This window comes from Rhodococcus sp. NPDC056506, assembly GCF_042794945.1.
In the GTDB taxonomy this organism is placed as follows: domain Bacteria; phylum Actinomycetota; class Actinomycetes; order Mycobacteriales; family Mycobacteriaceae; genus Rhodococcus_F.
In genome coordinates this window covers 140,071-162,091 of sequence record NZ_JBHTSW010000002.1, presented here as the reverse complement: position 1 = coordinate 162,091, position 22,021 = coordinate 140,071, and the positions used below count along the sequence as shown (strand labels likewise).

Genomic DNA, 22,021 nt, shown 5'->3' with positions numbered 1-22,021 from the left:
ATGTCCCGTAAACCAGCCATCACCGCGACGGGCCTGAAGAAGGCCTACGACGACAAGACGGTACTGGACGGAATCGACATCTCCGTCGACCGCGGAACCGTCTTTGCGCTCCTCGGTCCCAACGGCGCCGGCAAGACCACCATCGTGGAAATTCTCTCGACCCTCGTTCCGGCAGACGGCGGCGACATCCGCATCGCCGGGTACAACCCTTCCGACGATCCCGACGCGGTGCGTTCGCGCATCGGCGTCACCGGGCAGTTCTCGGCGGTCGACGACTATCTGTCCGGTGAGGAAAACCTTCTCCTCATGGCCGACCTACATCATCTCGGTAAAGACGAACGCCGAACTCGCACTGACGAACTCCTGAAGATGTTCGATCTGGTCGACTCCGCAGACAAGCTGGCCTCGACCTACTCGGGCGGCATGCGCCGACGGCTCGACCTGGCAATGACGTTGATCGGGCGGCCGGAGATCATCTTCCTGGACGAACCCACCACCGGTCTCGACCCCCGGAGTCGACGCACAATGTGGCAGATCATCCGGGAGTTGGTCAAGGGCGGTGTCACCGTCTTCCTCACGACGCAGTACCTCGAGGAAGCTGATCAGCTGGCCGACCACATCGCCGTCCTCGACCAGGGACGGATAGTCGCCCAAGGTACGGCGGCGGAACTCAAGCGGCACATCCCCGGCGGCCACATTCGACTCCATTTCTTCGACCGAGATCAGCTCGATTCTGCTGCAGCTTTTTTCGACGATTCATCGCGTGATGACGCCGCCTATGTCCTCCAGGTCCCCAGCGACGGGGGTGTCCGCTCGCTGCGTTCTCTTCTCGACCAACTCGACGCCCACTCGATCGACGTCAAGGAACTCTCCGTACACACACCGGACCTGGACGACGTGTTCCTGACTCTGACCGCCACCGAAAGGACCGACGCGCGATGACCACCATGACGCTTGCCTATCAGGACTCGAAAACCATGCTGCGTCGCAGTATTCGACACATCCTTCGATATCCGTCGATGACCGTGATGCTTGTCGGGATGCCAGTCGTCTTCCTGCTGCTGTTCGTCTACGTGCTCGGTGGGACGCTCGGGAACGGCCTCGGCCCCGGCGGTGGTGGCCGAGCCGAGTACGTCAATTACGTTGCACCGGCGATCATTCTGATGACCGTGGCATCTGCGGCACAAGGTACTGCCATCTCCGTCGCAACCGATATGACCGCGGGGATCATTGCACGATTCCGCACGATGGCGATCACGCGCACGTCCGTCCTGACCGGTCACGTTCTCGGCAGTCTCCTTCAGACGATTGTCAGCCTCGTTGTTGTCATCGCCGTGGCGATAGCCGTCGGCTTCCGGCCGACTGCAGGCTTCGTGGAATGGGTCGCGGCGTTTGCACTTCTCATCCTGGTCTCCATCGCCATGATCTGGTTGTCCGTTGCCTTCGGTCTCGTCAGCAAGAGCGTCGAGACGGCCAGCAATCTCCCGATGGTGTTGATCCTCTTACCTTTCCTGGGAAGCGGATTTGTCCCCACCGACTCGATGCCGACCGTGTTGCGATGGTTCGCCGAGTATCAGCCGTTCACTCCGATCATCGAGACTCTTCGAGGACTTCTTCTCGGCGAAGCTATCGGGAACAACGCGATACTCGCGATCGGATGGTGCGTCGCCATCACCATCCTCTCCTACCTCTGGGCGCGGAGTTTGTTCAACCGACGCCCGGTGCGCTGACCTCGAAACACATGTTCTTCGAGAACGGGTACGGTGTCGCTGTCGTCGAGTTCCGAGGCGATGGCGACGTCGTGTGGAAACCCCATGGCGATCAACTCGCGTCCTGAGGCACAGTCCCGCAGGCGGTCCTCGTATGAATCCGACACCGCCGCCCACGCATCCGCCGCCATCCGCGCCTCGGGCGATACCTCACCGCTCCAACCAGTCGAGGCAAGAGCCGTCACAACAGCGCCAACGCCCCACAAATCCTCCACGGCAGGACGCAACTCTCCACCGGGCCACTTCTCCCCGGATGCGACTATCGCAACTCGCGATCCCGGACCATGTTCGTGCACAATCCAATCCGCGACGGCGGAAGCGTTCCTCAATGAAGCGCCGACACACACCGCAACCTGAGACGCCAACGCAAACGCGATAGTCGACCCGTTCGGCGACGGCAGCACCAGCCGACTCGGCACCTCGGTCTCGCGAATCGTCCGGGGAGACAGACTGATCTGCCCCTCTCTGGCCACACTTCGTCGTACAGCCAGAACCGCATCGGCATCACGCGCGTAATCGAACGCGCGCTCGTCGTTCCAGGAAAAGGGAAGTACGTCGATTCCCGCGTCGGCGGCAACGCTCAGCGTCGTCGTGAACGAGAGAACGTCTACCACCACTGCCACATCGACGCCGGCAGCAATCGCTTCGGCGCCGCGCAACCCCCAGTCGAATCGAAGTCCGTACTCGAGTTGGCGGTGCTCCTGATTCATGTGGGCAAGTCTCTCAGAAAGTAAGCAGCTTCTCCGGCACGCGTAAATCCTCGTGCTCGTACATTGCTCGCACGGCAGCGGAATCGTCGGCGGCGCACACGGCGGCGATGTCGTCGAGCAGTGCGTCGTACTCCTCTCCTGTCTTTCCGTCGTAGGCATCGGTCATGCGGCCCCACTCGTCCCACGGCAGAGTTTCGACTTTGTTCACCGCGGCAAGATCTTTCACAGCGTTGCCGCGGATCTCGGCTGCTCCCCAGTTCTGGGTTCCGTACACCCCGAACTGGGACGCGTCGATCTCGCCGCGTCGATACGCCAGCCACGCCTCACCACCACTGAGGAATTCTCCCGGTTGCAGATCATGGGCGTGAGGAAGGACGTTCTGTCCGAGGATCTCGGAATCGATGCGGATCCACCGCTTGCCCGCGTCGTCCCAGTACTCGGTGATCCAGTGGTCCACGCCCTGTCCCGGTTGAAAGTAGGTGGCAAAACCACAACGGACCCGGGCGGCAAAACCGCGGTAGCGCAAAAACGCACAACTCAAAACTGCAAAGTGCCGACAGGTTCCGACGACCCGCTTGTCGGGTTCCCGGGCGGCGGTCACCGGTGCCGGATCGAGCGCAAGCAGGCGTTGGAGCAGAACGCTTACCGGCCGGATCTGGTTTTCGTCGAATCGGTCGGCAGGCAGATTCAGCGACTGAGCATCGGCGGGTTGGACCACCAGGTACGGCACTACCCGGCATATTTTCACGGGGTCGGTGGAGATCGACTCGAGGGCGAGCAGGTCCACCTTGTCGATGCGGGTGAACGGTCCTGCTGATGTGTAGTCGAGAACCGCCGTCATGGGCGGAGGTTAACAAACACTGCCGACACAGCCACTCCACTATGGTTAGGGTCCCATAACAATGAAACCCGAGGTTGCCGTGAACCCTATGTTGAGTCGCCGTGCCATGCTGTCCGTCACCTTCGCCACGGCAGCAGGTTTTGCCCTTGCTGCCTGCGGCGACAGTGCGAAGGACGAATCCACTCCCGGCACCGAAGGTGGTCACGCCGAGGCCAACGCCTTCCCGGTGACGATCGACCACAAGTTCGGCTCCACCACCATCGAGCAGGCACCCAGCCGCATCGCAGCGGTCGGCATCGGCGACGCAGACGTACTGCTCTCCCTCGGACTGACTCCCGTCCTGGTCCCGGTGTGGAAGGGCTCGACCGACGACGGAATCGGCGTCTGGGCCGACTCTGCAGTCCAGGGCGCCGAGCCGACGCCATTGGCCAACGCCACCACCGATTTCGACATCGAAACGATCGTGGCTGCAGCGCCTGACTTGATCATCGCCGTCAACAACGCGATCGACGAGGATCTGTACAAGCAGCTCAGCGCCATCGCGCCGACGGTGCTGCACGCCGCGGATCAGACGGATTGGGTTCTGCCCTGGCAGGAAGTCACGACCCGCATCGGCACCGCTGTCGGCGTTCCCGCGCAGGCAAAGCAAGAGGTCCAGGAAGTCGAAGACCTCATCGTTCGCACCCGCGCGGAGAATCCCCAGTTCGAAGGCAAGACGGCAGCTCTCGTCATTCGCTGGAGTGATGGAAATCTTCGAGCGTTCAGCCCCGAGGCGGCGCGCGCTCAGCTGCTCACGCAACTGGGGTTCACGGCGCCTGCCGCACTGAAGGATCGGTTCGCGAGCAAGCTGAACTACGAGATCTCCGCCGAGAACTACGACCTTCTCGAGTGCGACTACCTGCTCTTCGACAACTACGAGAAGGCTCGTCCCGAGATGGAGTCGCAGCCGGCATTCACCAATCTGAACGTGGTCAAGACCGGCGGCCTGATCAGCTTGGACCCCATCGTCAGCGACGCGGTGTCCATGCCGAACCCGCTCACCATTCCGTTTGTGCTGGAAGATTTCGTCGCAAAGATCAATCAGACGATCGCGGGTCGATAACCTTCGTTCGGCCGGACCACACCCACAACACCACAGCCGACACGGCCACGCAGAGCGCAACCATCACCCACGGTGACGCCGGCGCTGCGTGGCCGTTGTCGACGAGGTCGTACGCGAATCCGACTCCCACCGTTCCCAGGAGCGCGAGCAGACCGCCGATCGTGTTGAGCATGCCGAAGTGCGCTCCGAGGTTGCTTTCACGACCGAGAATCGCGATGGTGTCCCTCATCGGCGGCACCATCAACATCTGTCCCAGGTGCAGCAGCCCGATCCACACCGCCAGACCGACTATCTGCGTCGACGCCGAAGCTGCGGCGCTGACGCCGGTGACGAGCGGAACCAGGAACGACACCGAAATGAGCACAAGCCCGAAGGTGATCGCGCGCCGATGGCCGATGCGGTGGGCCACCGCGACCGTCGGTCCCTGCCCGACGATCACCAATACCGCCGCGCCCACGTAGAACCATCCCAGCGCCGCCTGCGAACCGATTCCGCGCTCGAGCTGTTCCGGAAGCATCAGGTACAGCTGGCTGTACGCAACCAGCTGAAAACTGCAGAGCGTCGCGAAGAGCAGAAAGTTGTTGTTGGTCAGGACGCTTCGCCAGACGTCGCGCAGCGTATAGGTCGACACCGGGCCGTCGTGTGCATCGCCCGGTCGGGGGAACCAGATGAAGAACCCGACCCACATGATCGCGAAGAGCAACGCGGCGCTCGACGCCGTCCACGAGAACGGAAACATCAGGAGAGCAGCTCCCAGCGCGGGACCGATCACGCTTCCCAGTCGACTGCACATCTGTTCCACTGCAAACAAATCGGTACGGCGCATCACTCCGGCGGACTCGAGTTCGCGTCCGTATTCCGCGTTGGCCGACTCCACGGCGGGTGCGAAGAGCGCGGCAGCGAAGCCGACCAGGAGCACGCCGACGATCACGGCGGTCATGCTTTCGGCCAGACCGAGCATCAGGAAACCGACCACACGAACGGCTATGCCCAGCAGGATGATCGGACGCTTGCCGAACCTGTCGGCGAGGCTTCCACCGATGAAGAACATTCCCTGCTGACTGAACATCCGAAGCCCGAGGACCAGGCCGACAATCCAGGCCGCAAATCCGAGGTCCCCCGAAAGGTGTACCGCCAGAAAGGGGACAACCAGATAGAACCCGATGTTGAACAGCACCATCGAGAGGAGGAGCAGCTTCACCACCGGCGGCAGGACACGAACCTTGGCGAAGGTCTTGTTACCGGGGAAACGCTCACTGAGTACCACGATCAGAAGACTATTGCCCGCACGGCGTTCTGTGGAAATCTGCCATTTTGCAATTGGTTAACTGTCCGTTTAGGTAGCGATGGTAATCATCTTCCGGGGGTTCGAGCACACGACAACGAGAGCCGGGATTTGATGAATGGATTGACGCGCCGCCAGATGGTCAAGGCGATGGCGGTAGCCGCGGGCACAGTCACCGCGAGCGCATTTACATTGGGTGCCAATACCTCCGTCGCGGGGGCGAACCCCGCACACGAGATCAAAGTGCTCTCCCTCAATACCTGGCACGGCGGAACCAAGATCAACGGTGGCCTGCAGCTGATCGCCGACATGATCATCTCGACACAGGCGTCGATTATTCTCCTGTCGGAAGCCGGTACTGCGACAACTGCATTGGCCGACATGCTGACCAAATCAGGAACCACCTTCTACGGAGCAGCGTCCTCCGACGTGGGGATTCTCTCCAAGTTTCCGATCGAGGAAACAGCCAACCTGAACTCGATGATCAAGGCAGTCGTGACGGTCGACGGCAAACAAATCGCTGCTTACTCGGCACATCTGGCCTACACGTCCTACGCGACGTATCTACCGCGCGGATACGGCGCGGGTGTTCCCAAGCCTGGAGAGTTCTCCGAGTTCGGCTGGAACAAGATGTCGTCCGGTCCGGTCACGGACCCCGAAACGGTTCAGCGTGTGAACGTCAATTCGGGACGACCCAAGGCAATTTCGACGTTCATCGACGATGCGGCTAAAGAACGGGCCAAGGGAAGATCCGTCATCCTCGGTGGCGATTTCAACGAACCGTCGGCCCTGGATTGGACCGACGGCACGCGAAATCTGTTCGACCACAACGGTGTCGTCATTCCCTGGGAATCCACTCGTCTGCTCGACCAAGCCGGATTCGTCGACGCTTACCGCAGTAAGTATCCGAACCCGGCCACACACCCGGGCTTCACCTGGCCGTCCGACAATCCCGACGTCGACACCTCACAGCTCACCTGGGCGCCCGAGGCGGACGAACGCGATCGGATCGACTACATCTTCGCCGACCGCGCTTCCGACCTGAAGCTGGGATCAGTCGGAATCATCGGTCCGCGAAAGACGATCGTGCACAACAAAAGAGTGGAAGAGAACTCCCAGGACAACTTCATCGCTTCGCCGACGCCGTGGCCGACCGATCACAAGGCCGTTCTCGCGACGTATCGATTTGCCACGTTCGGCGGCGGATCATCGACCGGCTCGTGGAGCGGGTCCTGACAGGGCATCTCGTAGCCAGTCGATCATCATCGGCGTCAACTCGGGCAGCTTGGTCACTGCGCAGTGCCCCGCATCCGGGATGACGTGTACCTGCGTGTTCGGACGCTCCTCGAAGAGAGTGGTGTCCGAGAGCGGAATGTGAACGTCGTCGGCCCCGTTGACCACAAGCATCGGGGTCTGGCCGTCGTCTGCGGCCATCAAGGCACTGCGATCGAAGGCGCGAAGACCCTGTACCAGTGCCTCTTTGGTTGCCGGTGCATCGAAACCCAGTGCGTTTCCGACGATGTCACCCATGCCGTAGACCAGGCGCTCTGCGTTCGCGGTCTCGAATGCACCCTTGACCGGGGCGCCGATGTTGATCACCGCATCGACGGCGCCGGTCAGCCCCGACCGCACGGCGAAGTTGCCACCGAAAGAGACTCCCAGGTGCGCCACCTGGCCATTGCCGAGTGTGCGAGCCGTCGCCACCAATCCGTCGATCACCTCGTCACCGAAAGCATCGAGAGGAACCGGTGATTCACCAGTTCCGGGCTGATCGAAGGCAACAACAGTCACGCCGGCGTTCTTCGCGAACGCACTGACCAACGGATGCATGTCCATCTTCCAGCCGTCAACGCCTCCGCTGAACAACAGGACGGGTGCGTCTTCGTACCTTCCGTCCACGGAGAGAATGTGTACCGGTAGCTCGATCTCGCCGGATCGGTAAGCCAGGGACAGGATTCGACGCTCGAACTCGAGCCCGAATCCTGGAGCTGCCTTGACGTATTCGTCCACCTGATTCTGCAGGGCCCGGCGCCGCGACTCGTTGGCCAGCACGGGAAACTTGGCGATTCCGTAGATCATCGCCGCGAGTGAATGATTGCCGTCGGCGGAGTACTTTGCCGCCAGCGCAGACCACTCGTACGACCAACCACCCGGCGCGTCGGCCCAGGTCGAGTCGATGGTCACGCGCAATTCCTCGAGATCCGAGACGGGGAGCCCGAAGCTCAGGAACTGACCTGTTCGCTCTTCGAAGAGGCCTCGGTGATCGACAGGAAATTCGTATGACATGGGAAAACACCCCTCAATTCATCTCTAATGCAACGATCAGTTGCATTAGCTCAGTGAACCACGCGGCTAGAACTAACACAACACCTTGTTGCGATAAGGTTGGCCCATGACCTCGACACCACAACGGCCCGGAGGGCGCAGCGCCAGGGTGCGCGAGGCCGTCCTGGCAGCCACCGCGGCCGAACTGTCCGAACGCGGATTCGCAGCGATGACCATCGAGGACATAGCCGCCCGCTCTGGAGTCCACAAGACCACGATCTACCGGCGGTGGAGCACGCTCGCCCAACTGGTGGCCGACGCTGCCGTCGAGGTGTCGGCAACCACCGTTCCCATCCCGGATACCGGTTTCATCGAATCCGACCTACGCGAGATGGCCAGATCGATAGTCGCACTGGTGACCAGCGAGTCGGGCGGCGCATTGGTGGCTGCACTGTTCTCGGACGCCGTCCGCACGCCCGAGGTTGCGACACTCAAGCGCGAGTTCTATTCCGCACGTTACGAACTGGCAGACATCGTGGTCCGCAGGGCGGTCGAACGCGGGGAAATCTCCGAGAAGGTCTCAGCCGCTGATTTTCTGGCGGCCGTCGCCGCCCCCATCTACTATCGCCTGCTGGTCGCCGATCTACCCGTCGACCAGTCGGTTGCCGATCGTGCTGCTGCCGGCGCGCTCGCCGCGGCCCGCGCCGGTGCACTCGATCAGACCGAATGAGCCAGTGAATTCAGAGCTTCCACGATTGCCTCGTTGAATCCGCCACCGCCATGCCCGGCGTCGTCGAGCACCACCAACTGACTACCCGGCCACCGCTGGTGGATCGCCCAGGCAGTGTCCAGTGGCCCGGAAATGTCATAGCGTCCGTGCACGAGAATCGCGGGAATCTCAGCGAGACGGTCCATTCCGTCCAATATCTGATTCGGCGCCAGGAAGCAGTCGTTACCCCAGTAATGCGTGACCAGCCTGGTCATCACGCGGCGGAAGTCCGGATTCTGGTATCGAACACTCGGAGTCCAACCCGGCATCAGCGACACGTGCACGTCTTCCCAACGGCACCACTGCAACGCAGCATTCTCCCGCACAACAGGATCCGGGTCGGCGAGCAGTCGCGCGTATGCAGCGGGGAGGTAACCGTCACGCTCGTCCACGGGCAGCGGCGCAACGAACTCTTCCCACTCGCGCGGAAACACTCTGCCCATAGCGCGGGTGATCCACTCGATTTCGACCCTCGTCCCTCCGGTGATTGCGCCCAAGGCCATCGCGATCACCCGCTCGGGAAACGCCTGGGCGTACACCAGTCCCAAACTGACGCCCCAGGAAAGTCCCGTGACGATCCATCGCTCGATACCGAGATGCTCACGGAGGCGCTCGATATCGTCGAGGATGTGCGCCGTGGTGTTCACGGTCAGATCGACGTCCGGACTGCTCGCAAGCGGAAGACTGCGCCCACAGCCCCGCTGATCGAACAGAACTGCGCGAAAGGCTTCGGGATCGAAGAAGCGCCTGGCGCCGACAGTGCATCCCGAACCTGGACCGCCGTGGAGATAGAGGACAGGAATACCCGTCGGATTCCCGAGTGTCTCCCAGTAGAGGCTCTGACCATCCGCCACTTCCAACAGACCGGACTCGTACGGTTCGACAGGCGGGTACAGGACAGCACTCATAGGCGGTGATTCTTCCATCAAGCCCCCTACTCGAGTAGGCAGCACGCAGCCGGGCAATGGCCTAGCGTGGACAGGACACCTCTGCGACGGGAGTACACCAGATGCGTGACGGGTTCAGGTTGCCGGGGTACGGCGGCGCCGCGGTCTTCCTTCGCAGTCATGCGGTTCCCGCCACTGTCTTCGAATCCGACGTGCCCACACTTGTTTTCGACGTCGGACTGCTCAGCCCCGATCGGTTCAATCAGTACCTCAGCCGGCACACGGACGAGGGGTTTGTCGAACGACTGGCGGCGTTCTTCTTTCACGCGGCCGCAGACTTCCATCCCGAGAATTCGCTCCCGTCGTTCACCGACGAACGACTCGGGCTGATGATCTCGGTCTGTTCCAGCACTGATCGAGAGGTGGAACTCGACTTCTCACTGGCCGAGGATCCCGAATCGGAGGACACCGAACGCGACGAGATGACTTTCGAGACAAGCCGAGTCGTCCTCGCGACCTCGGCGCAGACGGTTTCTCGATTGACCGGTGGAGTAACCACCCACTTCGACGGGGAGTTGTAGAGACATGGGTTTTCTCTTCGAGGTACTCGATTTTCCCGAAGGCAGTCGGATGACCGATCTGTGGAACAACACATGGGCCGAGCCGGCAATGGGCGAGGAGATTGCGTCCGGTCACTTCATTCATCTGGGCGACGATCAGCACGTCGACGTGGAGACCGATTTTCTCAGTAGCCACCTACCGTTCAACGTGGCAGGCTTCGGCGGAGTCTTTCCCGACGGCAAACCCTGGATGTTCGTCATGCAGAAGGCGCCGGCCGATCTCGCGACCAGGCTTCGCGGCGAGGACGATCCACACTCACTTTTGCGCGGATCACTCGACCGCGCCATGTCTTTCAACCCTGATGCACTGGTAGCCGAGGAATTGTCCTGGAGACACGCCGATCTGGTGAAGGTCTACGAGGAAGAGGGGATCCCTGCGGTATCCGTTGCCGGTTGGTCGGCTGCAGATCTCCTGCGTGGCCTCTTGGCACAGTGTTGCAACGTCGAACTTGCCACCGTCGTCGCCGGATACCCGGAGTGCGCCTACCCCCAATCGGCGCATGCGTGCGAAGCGGACGTCTTCTCCGACGTGTTCGCCGGTTGGGTCAGCGGACTGCGGTGATGTGACGGAGGAGACTCCACCCCACCCACATTTCGGAGTAGACTCATTTATGAGCGTGATCCGAAATGAAGCGAGGTGAGCGGGATGACGAAGCCGGACCAGGAGTTGGGCCGTCGCGAACGCAACAAGCTCGAGAAGCAGACACGCATCTTCGACGCCGCGGCCGATCTGTTCGCGGAAAAGGGCTACAGCGCGGTCACAACTCAAGAAATCGCCGACCGCGCCGATGTAGCCGGCGGCACACTCTTTCGTTACGCCGCAAGCAAAGCCGAGTTACTTCTCATGGTGTACAACGCGGAGTACCGCAAGCAGATCGAACTGGGAGAAGAGCGTGAGGCCAAGTCGACGGGCACAGAAGACCGTGTGCTCGAGCTTGTTTCACCCCTGCTGATCGCAAGTCGCCGAAACGACGAGAACACCGGCATCTACCAACGCGAAGTGCTGTTCGGCGAGCCCAGCGAATGTTTCCGGGCCGAAGGCCTCGAACTCTCGCAACGCCTGCAAACGCGGATTGCACAAATCCTGCACGAGGGTCACCCCCACCACCCCACCCGAACCACCACTGCAGCGCGAACGATTTCCAACGTGCTGCACTTCGAAATAGCCCGCGCGGCATTGGACCGGATCACGGCAGACGAGCTCACGAACATCGTTGCCGCACAGGTCCGATTGACCCTTGCCGGACTACCCACCTAAAAGGATTGAGGATCGAAAATGACTGAACTGAAGCAGATCACCGTTCTGGGTACCGGAGTTCTCGGCTCGCAGATCGCCTATCAGACCGCCTACCACGGCTTCGACGTCGTCGCGTACGACATCAATGCGGAGGTCATCGAGAAGGCCAAGACTCGGTTCGATTCGTTGGCCGCGGCCTACAAGGCCGAGAACGTCGAGGGCGCCAAGGACGGCAAGGCCGACGAAGCGCTGCAACGGATTACGTACTCGTACGATCTCGCCGAAGCCGTCGCCAAGGCCGATCTGATCATCGAGGCAATTCCCGAGGACATCGCCATCAAGCGCGACACCTACGAGAAGCTCACCACAGTAGCCCCTGAGCACACCGTGTTCGCAACGAACTCCTCGACGCTTCTGCCGAGCGACCTCAAGGAGTTCACCGGCCGCCCCGAGAAGTTCCTCGCACTGCACTTCGCAAATCACGTGTGGGTCAACAACACTGCCGAGGTCATGGGCACCGAGTCCACCGACCCCGCCGTGTACCGCGAGGTCGTCGAGTTCGCGAAGAACATCGGCATGGTGCCGATCGAACTCAAGAAGGAGAAGGCGGGCTACGTACTCAACTCGCTCCTGGTCCCGCTCCTCAACGCGGCCTCCGACTTGCTGATCGACGGCATCGCTGATCCCGACATGGTCGACAAGACTTGGCGCATCGGCACCGGAGCCCCGTTCGGCCCCTTCCAGATCATGGATGTCGTCGGGTTGACCACCGTCTACAACATCTCCTCCCAGGGCGGCGAGAAGCAGCGCGAATTCGCCGACTACATCAAAAAGAACTACATCGACGAAGGCAAGCTCGGCGTTGCTGTCGGCGAGGGCTTCTACAACTACAAGGGCTGACCGACTGCAGGGCTGACCGACTGCAGGGCTGACCGACTTACCGGCTCACCGCGCGGTGGCTACGACGTGAATTCACGTGGTAGCCACCGCGCGGACGTCTGTTGTCAGTAAGTCCGAAACCACCCTGAGCGATTGTGACGCAAGCTTCTTCACGTGCGAACCCATTCTCAGGAGAGATCCCCACATGCGTCGTTCCGTCATCTCGGCACTAACAACACTGGCACTGCTCGGTGCCGGAACACTGGCCGGCACACCCGCCGTCGCCGCTCCCCTCGCGTGTGGCGGCATCTCCACCGGTTCGTTCTCAGGTTCCGCCGGTGGCTCGGAGTACCTGTGCGCCAAGGAAGGTGATCTCCTGGACGTGCGCATCGGCGACGTTCACGCGACGCAACCTTCCCTCGGCCACGACGAGGTGTACTACAAGCTCGGGCGATACACGCTCGGAAAAGACACGATCAACAAGAAGTTCGACGACTGGTGTGAGGCGAACGGCCAGATCCAGGCCGCGACCGCCACTGCGGCGTCGACGCTGAAGGACCCGTCGTCCTTCACCTGCCAGCTCCCGGTCGGTCAGGAAACCGCCGAGAGCATCGCACCCATGAAGACCGTGGTCGTCGGCCCCCGCGGCGATCTCTACCTGACCGACGGCCACCACACCCTCACGTCCTTCATCGAGACGGCAGACGGGGGTCCCGACCTTCACGTGCGACTTCGAGTTCTCGGCAACCTCAGCGGCCTGAGTGAAGGTGCCTTCTGGACCGAGATGGAGAAGAACAAGTGGGTCTGGTCGCGTGACGTCGACGGAAACCAGGTGCCGGTCCAGTCCCTGCCGAAGAGCGTCGGCCTGGCGAACTTCGCCGACGACAAGTACCGCAGCTTGATGTACTTCTCCCGCGACATCGGATTTGCCGCAGGCTCGATCCCCTTCCAGGAGTTCTACTGGGGTGCGTGGGTCCGCGACACCGCGCCCGTCGACCTCACCAACTGGAATCGCGACGATCTCTCCAGCTACCTGAGCACCGTGAAGTCGGTGACCAAAGCACAGACTGCGTTGACGGGCGATGCCGTCGTCGACAGCGGATTCACGGCCACCGATCTTGGCGTCCTGTCGGCCTGGAACGACGGCAAAGCCGAGTCCAAGGGAGAGTTCGCAAAGCTGTCGAAGCCGTACACCGACGACAAGCCGGGCAAGATCGCTTACGCACTTGCCTACCAAGCAACCCTCTGACCTGCTCGGATCCAAGTCACACCCAACAGACTTGACTAAGGTAAGCCTCTACTCAGTAGTCTGATCCCATTCGGGTGCCGCTTCATCGAAGCAGCGACGCCCTGCCCTGACGGAATACATGCCGTCGTATCTGCCCGGTCGAACAATCTCCGGGCAACCAGGACAGGGAGAAGGTTGCTGCAGTGAGCACGTCCATCGTCGGTTTGTACGACCCCGCAGATGACAAGAGCAGTTGCGGGGTCGGGTTCATCACGCGCAAGGACGGCGTGCAGACCCACGATGTCCTGATCAAGGGCAGCGAAGCTCTCTGCTCGGTTCCGCACCGCGGCGGTATGTCCTCCGAGGGCGTCGGCGACGGCGGCGGCGTCTCGGTGGACCTCTCCCTCCGGTTCTTCCGCAAGGTCACCGGGCGCTCCGACCTACGTGCCGGACGCTTCTGCGTCGGCAACTTCTTCCTTCCCGACGACGACGCTCAGCATGCTCGCGCAGCCGCACTGGTAGAACGCGAACTACTCGACCGAGGATTCACCCCTCTCGCAGTGCGCGACGTTCCGGTCGACAACTCGGCGATTCGGCCGGCTGCGATCGCACATCAGCTTCCGATCAGGCAGTGGATCTTCGAGGTCCCCACTCCGCGTCCCCAACCTGCGGTCGTCGATCGCCTCGTTCACGAAGCCCTACTCGCTATAGAAGCCATCGCGTACAACACGCCTGCGCTGCGCGGGTTGTACCCACTCTCACTCAGCGCGAGAACTCAGGTTCTCAAGGGCCGCTTGAACTCCGACGAAGTGATCCCGTACTTCCGCGACCTGATCGACCCCGATCACGCGGTGCACACGATGTACTTCCACACGCGATTTTCGACCAACACGGACCCGCATCCCACGATGGCGCAGCCGTTCCGCTTCATGGCTCACAACGGAGAACTGAACACCGACAAGAAGAATCGGCTCTCCGAAGCTGCAGTCGCCAGCGCAAAACGACGTGCGATCGTCCGTCCGCCCGGCCAGTCCGACAGTTGCCGACTCGATCAGACTCTGGAAGCTCGCGTCATCGAGGACAGCGTCGACCTGGTGACGGCTGTGGTCTCGATGATGCCGCCGGCCTGGGAGAACGACACCACCCTCTCCCCCGCAGTGCGGGCGATGTTCGAGTACTTCTCGCTGTACGAGGAGAAGAACGACGGACCGGCAGCGCTGGTGTTCGGCGACGGCACCATCATCGGTGCGCGCCTGGATCGCCTCGGTCTGCGTCCACTGCGCACGATCGAGACACACGACTACGTATGCGCATTCTCCGAGGCCGGACAGATCGCATTCCCACCCGAGACGGTGATCCACCGTGGCCGCGTCGAAGCCGGCGGAATGCTCTACTTCGATCATCGAGATCGCCATACCTACACTGCACGTGAAGCTCTGGCGAAGATTGCCGCGCAGCGTGACTACCAGTCGTTGCTCGCGCACTCGCGAATCCTGATCGAAGACATTCCCGCCGTACCTGCGGAGAAGGTGAGCTCTCCGACCCGCTACAACGGCACCTTCGAAGTTCATCAGCGCTACATGGCGTACTCCCTGGATCAGGAGAGCTTCAAATTCCTGATGGATCCGATGCTCACGCACGGAGCCGAGAAGGTATCGGCCATGGGATACGGCAACGCCATCAACGCGCTCAGCGACCGTGAAGGCGGTGTGGCACGGTACTTCTCGCAACGATTCGCCCAGGTCACAAACCCTCCGCTGGACAGCATCCGTGAGGCGGACGGCATGACTCTCCGGGTCGCATTGGGAGCGAAGATGACGGCCGGACAAGGCAAGCAGATCGTCATCTCGTCACCGATCCTCGGGCATCTGGACATGCTCAAGATCCGCGAGCAGAACCACACGCCGCACCGCCGTTTCGAAATGCTCTATCCCGCCGAGGGTGAAGCGCAGGTGATGGTCGACGCGATGACCGCACTCGGCGACGCAGTTGTAGCCTTCGCGGCCGAGCAGGGCGGAATCGCAGTCCTGACCGACCGCCACGTATCTCACGAGCGTGCAGCACTTCCCGCGATCATGGTCGTCGGAGCACTGAACCAGCGCCTCATCGACGCAGGCCTGCGATTGCGTGTCTCGCTCATCGTGGAGAGCGGCCAGATCGAGTCTTCGCACCACGTTGCGGCTGCACTCGGATTCGGCGCTTCCGCCGTCTACCCGCTCTCCGTTCAGTTACGGGCTGAGGAGAAGTTCGCCGCTGACCCGGATGCCGCGTTCCGGCGCTTCGCGAAAGCTGCCGAAAAATCCCTCATGAAGACGATGGGACGCGTCGGCCTGTGCACCGTCGAGAGCTACATCGGCGGCGAATTCTTCGAACCCAACTTCCTCGATACGTCCGACCCTGTTCTGCGCCAGTGGTTCCCCAACATGAAGTCACCGGTGGGCGGCGTCGGATTCGAGACGGTTGCGGTGACCTCGAAGCAGTGGCACGAGCGTGCGAGCGAAGTCGGGGGTGAGAAGGACCTACCACTGCTCGGCCTGTTCAAGGAGCGTGCAGACGGCGCGGGGCATTCGTTCGGTACCACTGCGGTCCGCAAGTACGTCGAGCTCACCGAGGAGAAGATCGCGTTCGACAGCCCCTCGGGAACAGAACAATTCGAGGCTCTGCGTCTCCTTCCCCTCGGACGGCTCGACGACGCATTCCGCCTCGACGCCGGGGCATACCGGGCGACGAGCTTCGACCGGCTGACCACCGAGCAGATCGACGACTTCGACATCACCGCCGGGTACCGGGACTTTTCCACTGTGATGGCTGCGGAACGATCGCGTCGTCCCGCCGCGTTGCGCGACGTCATCTCCGGTCCCGCCGATGTCACGTTTGCGGTGACGACAGCCGAGTTCACCGACCAGATCAGTCGATTCTCGGTGCGCGGCAATAAGACGATCGTGATGCGCGGAATCCAGTGCGAATCCGACGCAGACGACCGGTACACGCTTGGCCTGGACGGTCCCCTGGCCGACGACGCCGCTCGGGTGGTAGCACTCGGCGATGCTCTCTCCGCCGCCTTTGCCGACGACGTCACCATCGAAGCCACCGCGCCGGATCTGGTGCTGAAGGCAACCGGTGTTGCGGCAGAGTTCCTGTCCAAGCTGAGGGTCGCACCGGCAGGCGTGCCACTCTCCGAAGTACAGAGTGCCAGCGACATCACCCCGAAGTTGGCATCGGGAGCCATGAGTCACGGCGCTCTCAATGCTCCGGCACACGAAGCAGTCGCACATGGCACGAACATGGTCGGCGCGATGTCCAACAGCGGCGAGGGTGGTGAACACCTGTCTCGTTACAACACAATTCGAGCTTCGCGTATCAAGCAGTTTGCATCGGGCCGCTTCGGAATCTGGGCGGGATACCTCGCCGATCCGATGCTCGAAGAGATCGAGATCAAACTCGGCCAGGGCGCAAAACCCGGTGAGGGCGGGCAGCTTCCCGCCGCCAAGGTCACCGTCGACATCGCTGCGGCCCGCGGCGGAACGCCCGGCGTCGAACTGGTTTCTCCACCGCCGCACCATGACACGTACTCCATCGAGGACCTCGCTCAGCTCATCCACGACTGCAAAGCAGCGCGCATCCGAGTGATCGTGAAGTTGGTGTCCTCGGAAGGAATCGGCACTATCGCCGTCGGCGTTGCCAAGGCCGGCGCGGACGTCATCAACGTCGCCGGAAACACCGGTGGCACCGGCGCTGCCTCGGTCACCAGCCTCAAGTACGCGGGCCGTGCGGCGGAGGTCGGTATCGCCGAGGTCCATCAAGCTCTGTGCGCCAACGGCCTTCGCCAGAAGGTTGTTCTGCGATGCTCAGGCGCGCATCAGACCGGTAGTGACATCATCACCTCTGCACTACTCGGCGCGGACAGCTTCGAGTTCGGCACGTCGGCGCTGATGATGATGGGCTGCGTCATGGCCAAGAACTGCAACATCAAGTGCCCCGCAGGACTGACCACCAACCCTGAACTGTTCGACGGCGATCCCCGCGCCATGGCGCAGTACCTTCTCAACATCGCCCACGAAACTCGGGAACTGTTGGCAAATCTGGGAATGCGATCCCTTCAGGAGGCGCGAGGCCGAACCGATCTCCTGCATCTGATCGATCACCCGTCCATCGTCGGAAATCTGAACCTGGACGCGATGTTCGCGTCGGCGCCGGACATCACTATCGCCAATCCCGTGTACCTCGAGCGCGAGTACGCGCTCGACGAGAAGATCATGGACGAGGTTCGCGCGGCGCTCTTCGACCGCGGCGAGGCCTCGGTCACCGTGTCCGGACCCGAATTCGCCGAAGGTGCACTGCACCTGGGTAACCGGAACAAGAGCGTCGGCGGGCAGTTGGCGGTCGACCTCGAACGTGAACTCAACTACGGAGCGGCCGGACTTCTCGCTCCGGGAGTACTGACCGACGAGCGCGGGCGACGGTATCTGGCTCCGGGCAGCGTTCGCGTCCTGACGACTGGATCGGCGGGCCTCTCGTTCGGCGCATTCTGCAATGACGGCATGCACCTGGAGCACACCGGGACGTGCAACGACGGTGTGGGAAAGAGCATGAGCGGCGGAGTGATTGCCGTGCGCAGCCCAGGCGGCGGCTCCAGTGACGCCGGCGGCAACGTGTTGATCGGCAACTTCGCGCTCTTCGGCGCCACCGGTGGACGAGTGTTCGTCGAAGGTGAAGCAGGCGATCGCTTTGCGGTCCGCAATTCTGGCGCCGGTGCTGTCGTCGAAGGTGTCGGCGACTTCGCCGGCGAATACATGACAAACGGTGCTGTCGTGAATCTCGGCGAGTTCGGCAAAGGCGTCGGCAACGGCATGAGTGGCGGGTTCTTCTATCAGTACGACCCTCGCGGCGAACTGGCACTGCGAGCAAGTACCGATTCCGTGCTACTGGGTTCGATCACCGCTGCGACCGACCCTCTTGCCGCCGTCCACAACCACGCAGTGCAACTCTTGCTCGAACTGCATGTGGAGGCAACGGGATCCGCGCTCGGAACCCGGCTGCTCGAGAACTGGGAAGTCGAACAGCACTCGTTTGTCTACGCGATGCCCAAGGCGCTGATGCTCTACCAGGACAGCGACGCCATCCTGGCTGCCAAAACGCACAAGGAACTTCTCGAAGAATTGGCGTCCGCCATCGCGGCACGGCAGGTTCGAACGTTCAAACTCGCTGTGCGCGACGGGCGCCCTGCACTGGGCGGTGCGGTCCCCGGCTACGGCGAGACCGATACTGCGACGATGTATGCGCTGCTCAGTGAGTACACCGTGCTTCACTTTGCGCAACAACTCGCCGCCGCCCGCACACCGGGTGCGTCCGGACCCGACGATCCGGCGCTGCAGAAAGCTGCCCGCAACCTGGTGCTGACCGAGGACTTTGCACTCGTCCAACACCTGGTCAAGTACTCGAAAGAGATTCTGGCCGGCTACGACGACGAACAATTGGCAGCGCTGATTGCAGCCAAGCGGGTCGACGACTACAAGCAGGCGTTGAGTCTGCGCAACGTGCTGGCGATGGACAGCCCGGCAACGTACGGGTGGATTCTGTTTCAAGACAACAAGAACCGGGACAAGCTCGGATCGCTGCCGAACTTCGACGAGTTGTTCGCCTCGCGTGCGATCCCCGACCTGGTCTCCTGACCTCCTCCCCCCGAACGTAGGTGAGCTTCACATCATGGAAATTCCGTACATCCCCGAATACGCACCCTTCACCGGCGACCAGCGCGCGTGGCTTTCCGGATTCCTGGCCGGCCTACACTCACGAACCGTCATGCCCGGTCAAACCGGTACTGCAACAGCAACAGTGGAGAGAACTGCCGGCGCAGCCGTGCACATCCTCTTCGGAAGCCAGACCGGTAATGCGGAGTCCGTCGCCGAGGACGTGGCCGCTGCTGCCCGTGCCCACGGTTTGGAACCGCTCGTCGCCGGCCTCGATACCGTGGACATAGGCGACCTGTCGGCGATGCGCCGGGTACTGGTGATCACCTCGACGTACGGCGAGGGCGAAATGCCTGACAACGCGCAACTGTTCTGGGAAGCAGTCGAATCCGAGAGTGCACCCAGATTGGACGGTCTCTACTTCGGCGTGCTCGCGCTCGGTGACACCAGCTACGACGGCTACTGCCAGTCGGGCAAGAACATCGACGCCCGCTTCGAAGCGCTCGGCGGGACCAGGGTTGTCGACCGCACCGATTGCGACGTCGACTACGAGGATACCGCTGCCGAGTGGATCGTTCGTGCAGTCGCTGCGGTGGCCGGCGTCGACGGTGATATGGGGGCCGCTGTCTCGCCGGTTGCGCCCGCTCCGACGAAGACCAAGTCCCAATGGACACGCAAGAACCCCTATCCTGCAACAGTCCTCGCCAACCGACTGTTGTCCGGCGAGGACTCCGCCAAGGAAGTCCGCCACTTCACCTTCGCGCTCGGCGAGGACGGTCTGAACTACGAGGCCGGAGATGGATTGGGCATCCGCCCGATCAACGACCCCGCTCTCGTCGAGGCGATCATCCATCAGCTCGGTGTCAGCAGTGACTACGTCGTCACCGCGAAAGACGGCTCTTCCGCACCGTTGGACCAGGCGTTGACCAGCGATTACGAGATCTCGATTCCCTCGCGCGATTTGATCGACGACATCGCCCGACGCAGCGGAGACGCCGAACTGCAACACATTCTCGACACCGAAGATCGGGAAGCGCTCGACGCGTGGCTGTGGGGCAAGGACGTTCTCGATCTCCTGCGGTTGGACAGCAGCGTTCGGATGAATCCCGAAGAGTTTCTTGCTCTCCTGCGTCCGCTTCAGCATCGGGTCTACTCGATCTCGTCCAGTCCGCTGGCCCACGACGGCACCGTGCATCTGACGGTAGCGAGTGTGCGCTACCGCTCCGGCGAGCGGGATCGCGGTGGCGTCTGCTCGACCTATTTGGCAGATCGTGTCTCCGAGGGCGATCGGGTCGGAGTTTTTGTCTCCAAGAACAATTCGTTCCGCCTACCCGCGGATGATACTGCTCCCGTCGTGATGATCGGCCCGGGAACCGGAATCGCTCCCTTCCGTGCTTTCCTGCACGAGCGTCGCGCACGCAAAGCGTCGGGGCAGAATTGGCTCTTCTTCGGTGATCAGCATCAGTCGAGCGACTTCATCTACGAGGACGAGTTGACCGGGCTGACCCGTGACGGCGTCCTGACGCGTCTCGATCTGGCCTTCTCGCGCGATCAATCCGAGAAGATCTATGTCCAGACCCGCATGCGCGAGCAGGGCCGGGAGTTGTTCGCCTGGCTCGAAAAGGGCGCGCACGTGTACGTGTGCGGCGACGCCACGCGGATGGCGAAGGACGTCGACGACGCGTTGCACGAGGTGATCGCGGAGCACGGCGGATTGGATGCGGATGCCGCTGAGGACTACGTCAACAACCTCAAACGATCGAAGCGGTATCTACGGGATGTCTACTGAGATGTGCCCGCACCGTGGCGAATGTCGTTGCGCAGCTTTAGCGCGCATGTCGGACCTGGACGTGCTGCTTGCGCGCCCAGGATTCCGCGGTGGCCTGATCGACACTGCACCCGCGGTAGTCGGCGAAATGCTGCCACTCTTGGGCGACGTCGTCGCCATCACCGTTGCGGGGCCAGCGGCTGTCAACAACTCGGGCACGTACGCCGTTCCCACGTTTCCCGGTGATCCACTGGTCTGCACGCCCGGACTTGTCTCTCTGCGTTTGAACACTTCCGCCCTCGGTTCGGTGGTGACCACTGACGCAGAGCAGTACCTCCCGCCAACACTTCGGATGTTCGATACCCACGGATCCAGTTCACACACCACCTATTTGACCCCGACGTCAGATCGTCTCGCCTTCGAGGCGATGCGAGCCGCACCGGAGACTACAAGGGAGACAGGCCCTCCCGTCCAGTCAGCGAATACACCCGCTTTCTGGGCCGAAGCCGATCAACTGACACAACTCGACTTCATCCTCGCGGACGGCGGCAGCGAACGCCGCAGCGGATTGGTCGCTCTGGGCGCCCTCGGTTACCGGCGAATCGATCCACACCTCATGGCTGCCGGGATGGAGCACCTGTCCTACCACCAACTGCCCGTCACGACCGTCGTCGCAGGCAACGGTTGCCTGCAGATCCACCGTGGCGATCTCGACGCCGCAGCGATGTTCGGGGGGACGTTGACTTTGGCGTCGGACACCTGCCGGACGATGATCGATCTGAACGGCGTCTCGGAGTGCTGGCTGACCCGCGCCCACGGCGTTCACGGACTGACCAGTTCGATCGAGGTGTACGACTTCCGCCGCAAGTGCGTAGCCGTGTTCACTCAGACTGGCCCAACCGAATCCGCGGTCATGGGTGTGTGGGAAGACGTCATGAGTTCGATTTCGGCCGCGTCCTGACACCGACAGC

At 62.0% G+C, this 22,021-nt stretch carries 18 protein-coding genes; 13 read left to right on the top strand and 5 right to left on the bottom strand.

What is annotated here, in order from left to right:
- A complete protein-coding gene (locus ACFQ6H_RS02960; RefSeq protein ID WP_378643753.1) occupies positions 1-942 on the top strand; it encodes an ATP-binding cassette domain-containing protein in 942 nt (313 codons plus the stop codon).
- A complete protein-coding gene (locus tag ACFQ6H_RS02955) occupies positions 939-1,730 on the top strand; it encodes an ABC transporter permease (RefSeq protein WP_378627840.1) in 792 nt (263 codons plus the stop codon). Before ACFQ6H_RS02960 ends, ACFQ6H_RS02955 begins: the two co-directional genes overlap by 4 nt.
- On the opposite strand, the gene ACFQ6H_RS02950 is transcribed toward ACFQ6H_RS02955, so the two are convergent.
- Positions 1,685-2,479, bottom strand: coding sequence for a 2-phosphosulfolactate phosphatase (locus tag ACFQ6H_RS02950; protein ID WP_378643751.1), 795 nt, complete (start codon positions 2,477-2,479; stop codon positions 1,685-1,687). The genes ACFQ6H_RS02955 and ACFQ6H_RS02950 overlap by 46 nt on opposite strands.
- A gap of 13 nt (positions 2,480-2,492) precedes the next feature.
- The gene (locus ACFQ6H_RS02945) at positions 2,493-3,320 is read right to left on the bottom strand and encodes a transglutaminase domain-containing protein (protein ID WP_378643748.1); all 828 of its coding nucleotides are present in this window, start codon (positions 3,318-3,320) and stop codon (positions 2,493-2,495) included.
- Between the two features lie 88 nt (positions 3,321-3,408).
- On the opposite strand from ACFQ6H_RS02945, the gene ACFQ6H_RS02940 reads away from it, so the two are divergent.
- Positions 3,409-4,422: an ABC transporter substrate-binding protein gene (locus ACFQ6H_RS02940; protein ID WP_378643745.1), complete on the top strand. Its 1,014-nt coding sequence runs from the start codon at positions 3,409-3,411 to the stop codon at positions 4,420-4,422.
- Here the strand turns inward: ACFQ6H_RS02940 and ACFQ6H_RS02935 are convergent.
- Complete coding sequence (locus ACFQ6H_RS02935; RefSeq protein ID WP_378643743.1) at positions 4,397-5,689, bottom strand: MFS transporter; 1,293 nt, start codon at positions 5,687-5,689, stop codon at positions 4,397-4,399. The two genes, ACFQ6H_RS02940 and ACFQ6H_RS02935, sit on opposite strands and share 26 nt — an antisense overlap.
- Before the next feature lie 132 nt (positions 5,690-5,821).
- On the opposite strand from ACFQ6H_RS02935, the gene ACFQ6H_RS02930 reads away from it, so the two are divergent.
- A complete protein-coding gene (locus ACFQ6H_RS02930; protein WP_378643741.1) occupies positions 5,822-6,943 on the top strand; it encodes an endonuclease/exonuclease/phosphatase family protein in 1,122 nt (373 codons plus the stop codon).
- On the opposite strand, the gene ACFQ6H_RS02925 is transcribed toward ACFQ6H_RS02930, so the two are convergent.
- Positions 6,914-7,993: an alpha/beta fold hydrolase gene (locus ACFQ6H_RS02925; protein WP_378643739.1), complete on the bottom strand. Its 1,080-nt coding sequence runs from the start codon at positions 7,991-7,993 to the stop codon at positions 6,914-6,916. The two genes, ACFQ6H_RS02930 and ACFQ6H_RS02925, sit on opposite strands and share 30 nt — an antisense overlap.
- 106 nt (positions 7,994-8,099) lie before the next feature.
- Here ACFQ6H_RS02925 and ACFQ6H_RS02920 point away from each other — a divergent pair, with 106 nt between their 5' ends.
- Positions 8,100-8,702 (top strand): TetR/AcrR family transcriptional regulator, encoded by a 603-nt coding sequence (locus ACFQ6H_RS02920; RefSeq protein WP_378643737.1) that lies wholly within the window; start codon positions 8,100-8,102, stop codon positions 8,700-8,702.
- Here ACFQ6H_RS02920 and pip read toward each other — a convergent pair.
- On the bottom strand, positions 8,690-9,649 hold the full coding sequence (pip, locus tag ACFQ6H_RS02915) for a prolyl aminopeptidase (RefSeq protein ID WP_378643734.1): 960 nt from the start codon (positions 9,647-9,649) through the stop codon (positions 8,690-8,692). The two genes, ACFQ6H_RS02920 and pip, sit on opposite strands and share 13 nt — an antisense overlap.
- A 101-nt stretch (positions 9,650-9,750) precedes the next feature.
- Between pip and ACFQ6H_RS02910 the strand changes: the two genes are divergently transcribed.
- From ACFQ6H_RS02910 to ACFQ6H_RS02875, 8 genes are all read left to right on the top strand, one after another.
- Complete coding sequence (locus ACFQ6H_RS02910) at positions 9,751-10,209, top strand: hypothetical protein (RefSeq protein WP_058038394.1); 459 nt, start codon at positions 9,751-9,753, stop codon at positions 10,207-10,209.
- Positions 10,210-10,213: 4 nt separating this feature from the next.
- Entirely contained in the window at positions 10,214-10,810 is a 597-nt protein-coding gene (locus ACFQ6H_RS02905; RefSeq protein ID WP_378530556.1) for a hypothetical protein, read from the top strand.
- 84 nt (positions 10,811-10,894) lie between these two features.
- Positions 10,895-11,506, top strand: a complete 612-nt coding sequence (locus ACFQ6H_RS02900; RefSeq protein ID WP_378643732.1) for a TetR/AcrR family transcriptional regulator — start codon at positions 10,895-10,897, stop codon at positions 11,504-11,506.
- Positions 11,507-11,524: 18 nt separating this feature from the next.
- Positions 11,525-12,385, top strand: a complete 861-nt coding sequence (locus ACFQ6H_RS02895; RefSeq protein ID WP_378643730.1) for a 3-hydroxyacyl-CoA dehydrogenase — start codon at positions 11,525-11,527, stop codon at positions 12,383-12,385.
- Between the two features lie 184 nt (positions 12,386-12,569).
- A complete protein-coding gene (locus ACFQ6H_RS02890; RefSeq protein WP_378643728.1) occupies positions 12,570-13,613 on the top strand; it encodes a ParB/Srx family N-terminal domain-containing protein in 1,044 nt (347 codons plus the stop codon).
- A 182-nt stretch (positions 13,614-13,795) separates the two neighbouring features.
- Complete coding sequence (locus tag ACFQ6H_RS02885) at positions 13,796-19,264, top strand: glutamate synthase-related protein (protein WP_378643726.1); 5,469 nt, start codon at positions 13,796-13,798, stop codon at positions 19,262-19,264.
- 34 nt (positions 19,265-19,298) lie between these two features.
- Positions 19,299-21,071, top strand: coding sequence for a sulfite reductase subunit alpha (locus tag ACFQ6H_RS02880; RefSeq protein WP_378643724.1), 1,773 nt, complete (start codon positions 19,299-19,301; stop codon positions 21,069-21,071).
- A 46-nt stretch (positions 21,072-21,117) separates the two neighbouring features.
- On the top strand, positions 21,118-22,011 hold the full coding sequence (locus ACFQ6H_RS02875) for a hypothetical protein (RefSeq protein WP_378643722.1): 894 nt from the start codon (positions 21,118-21,120) through the stop codon (positions 22,009-22,011).
- Positions 22,012-22,021: the final 10 nt, after the last annotated feature.

What these genes read in the sequence shown, in the direction of transcription:
- ACFQ6H_RS02900 (WP_378643732.1), top strand. Translation starts at nt 10,895, where the DNA reads ATGACGAAGCCGGACCAGGAGTTGGGCCGTCGCGAACGCAACAAGCTC.
- ACFQ6H_RS02940 (WP_378643745.1), top strand. Translation starts at nt 3,409, where the DNA reads ATGTTGAGTCGCCGTGCCATGCTGTCCGTCACCTTCGCCACGGCAGCA.
- ACFQ6H_RS02930 (WP_378643741.1), top strand. Translation starts at nt 5,822, where the DNA reads ATGAATGGATTGACGCGCCGCCAGATGGTCAAGGCGATGGCGGTAGCC.
- ACFQ6H_RS02875 (WP_378643722.1), top strand. Translation starts at nt 21,118, where the DNA reads ATGTCGGACCTGGACGTGCTGCTTGCGCGCCCAGGATTCCGCGGTGGC.
- ACFQ6H_RS02960 (WP_378643753.1), top strand. Translation starts at nt 1, where the DNA reads ATGTCCCGTAAACCAGCCATCACCGCGACGGGCCTGAAGAAGGCCTAC.
- ACFQ6H_RS02910 (WP_058038394.1), top strand. Translation starts at nt 9,751, where the DNA reads ATGCGTGACGGGTTCAGGTTGCCGGGGTACGGCGGCGCCGCGGTCTTC.
- ACFQ6H_RS02895 (WP_378643730.1), top strand. Translation starts at nt 11,525, where the DNA reads ATGACTGAACTGAAGCAGATCACCGTTCTGGGTACCGGAGTTCTCGGC.
- ACFQ6H_RS02920 (WP_378643737.1), top strand. Translation starts at nt 8,100, where the DNA reads ATGACCTCGACACCACAACGGCCCGGAGGGCGCAGCGCCAGGGTGCGC.
- pip (WP_378643734.1), bottom strand. Translation starts at nt 9,649, where the DNA reads ATGAGTGCTGTCCTGTACCCGCCTGTCGAACCGTACGAGTCCGGTCTG.
- ACFQ6H_RS02955 (WP_378627840.1), top strand. Translation starts at nt 939, where the DNA reads ATGACCACCATGACGCTTGCCTATCAGGACTCGAAAACCATGCTGCGT.
- ACFQ6H_RS02905 (WP_378530556.1), top strand. Translation starts at nt 10,214, where the DNA reads ATGGGTTTTCTCTTCGAGGTACTCGATTTTCCCGAAGGCAGTCGGATG.
- ACFQ6H_RS02925 (WP_378643739.1), bottom strand. Translation starts at nt 7,993, where the DNA reads ATGTCATACGAATTTCCTGTCGATCACCGAGGCCTCTTCGAAGAGCGA.
- ACFQ6H_RS02880 (WP_378643724.1), top strand. Translation starts at nt 19,299, where the DNA reads ATGGAAATTCCGTACATCCCCGAATACGCACCCTTCACCGGCGACCAG.
- ACFQ6H_RS02890 (WP_378643728.1), top strand. Translation starts at nt 12,570, where the DNA reads ATGCGTCGTTCCGTCATCTCGGCACTAACAACACTGGCACTGCTCGGT.
- ACFQ6H_RS02950 (WP_378643751.1), bottom strand. Translation starts at nt 2,479, where the DNA reads ATGAATCAGGAGCACCGCCAACTCGAGTACGGACTTCGATTCGACTGG.
- ACFQ6H_RS02945 (WP_378643748.1), bottom strand. Translation starts at nt 3,320, where the DNA reads ATGACGGCGGTTCTCGACTACACATCAGCAGGACCGTTCACCCGCATC.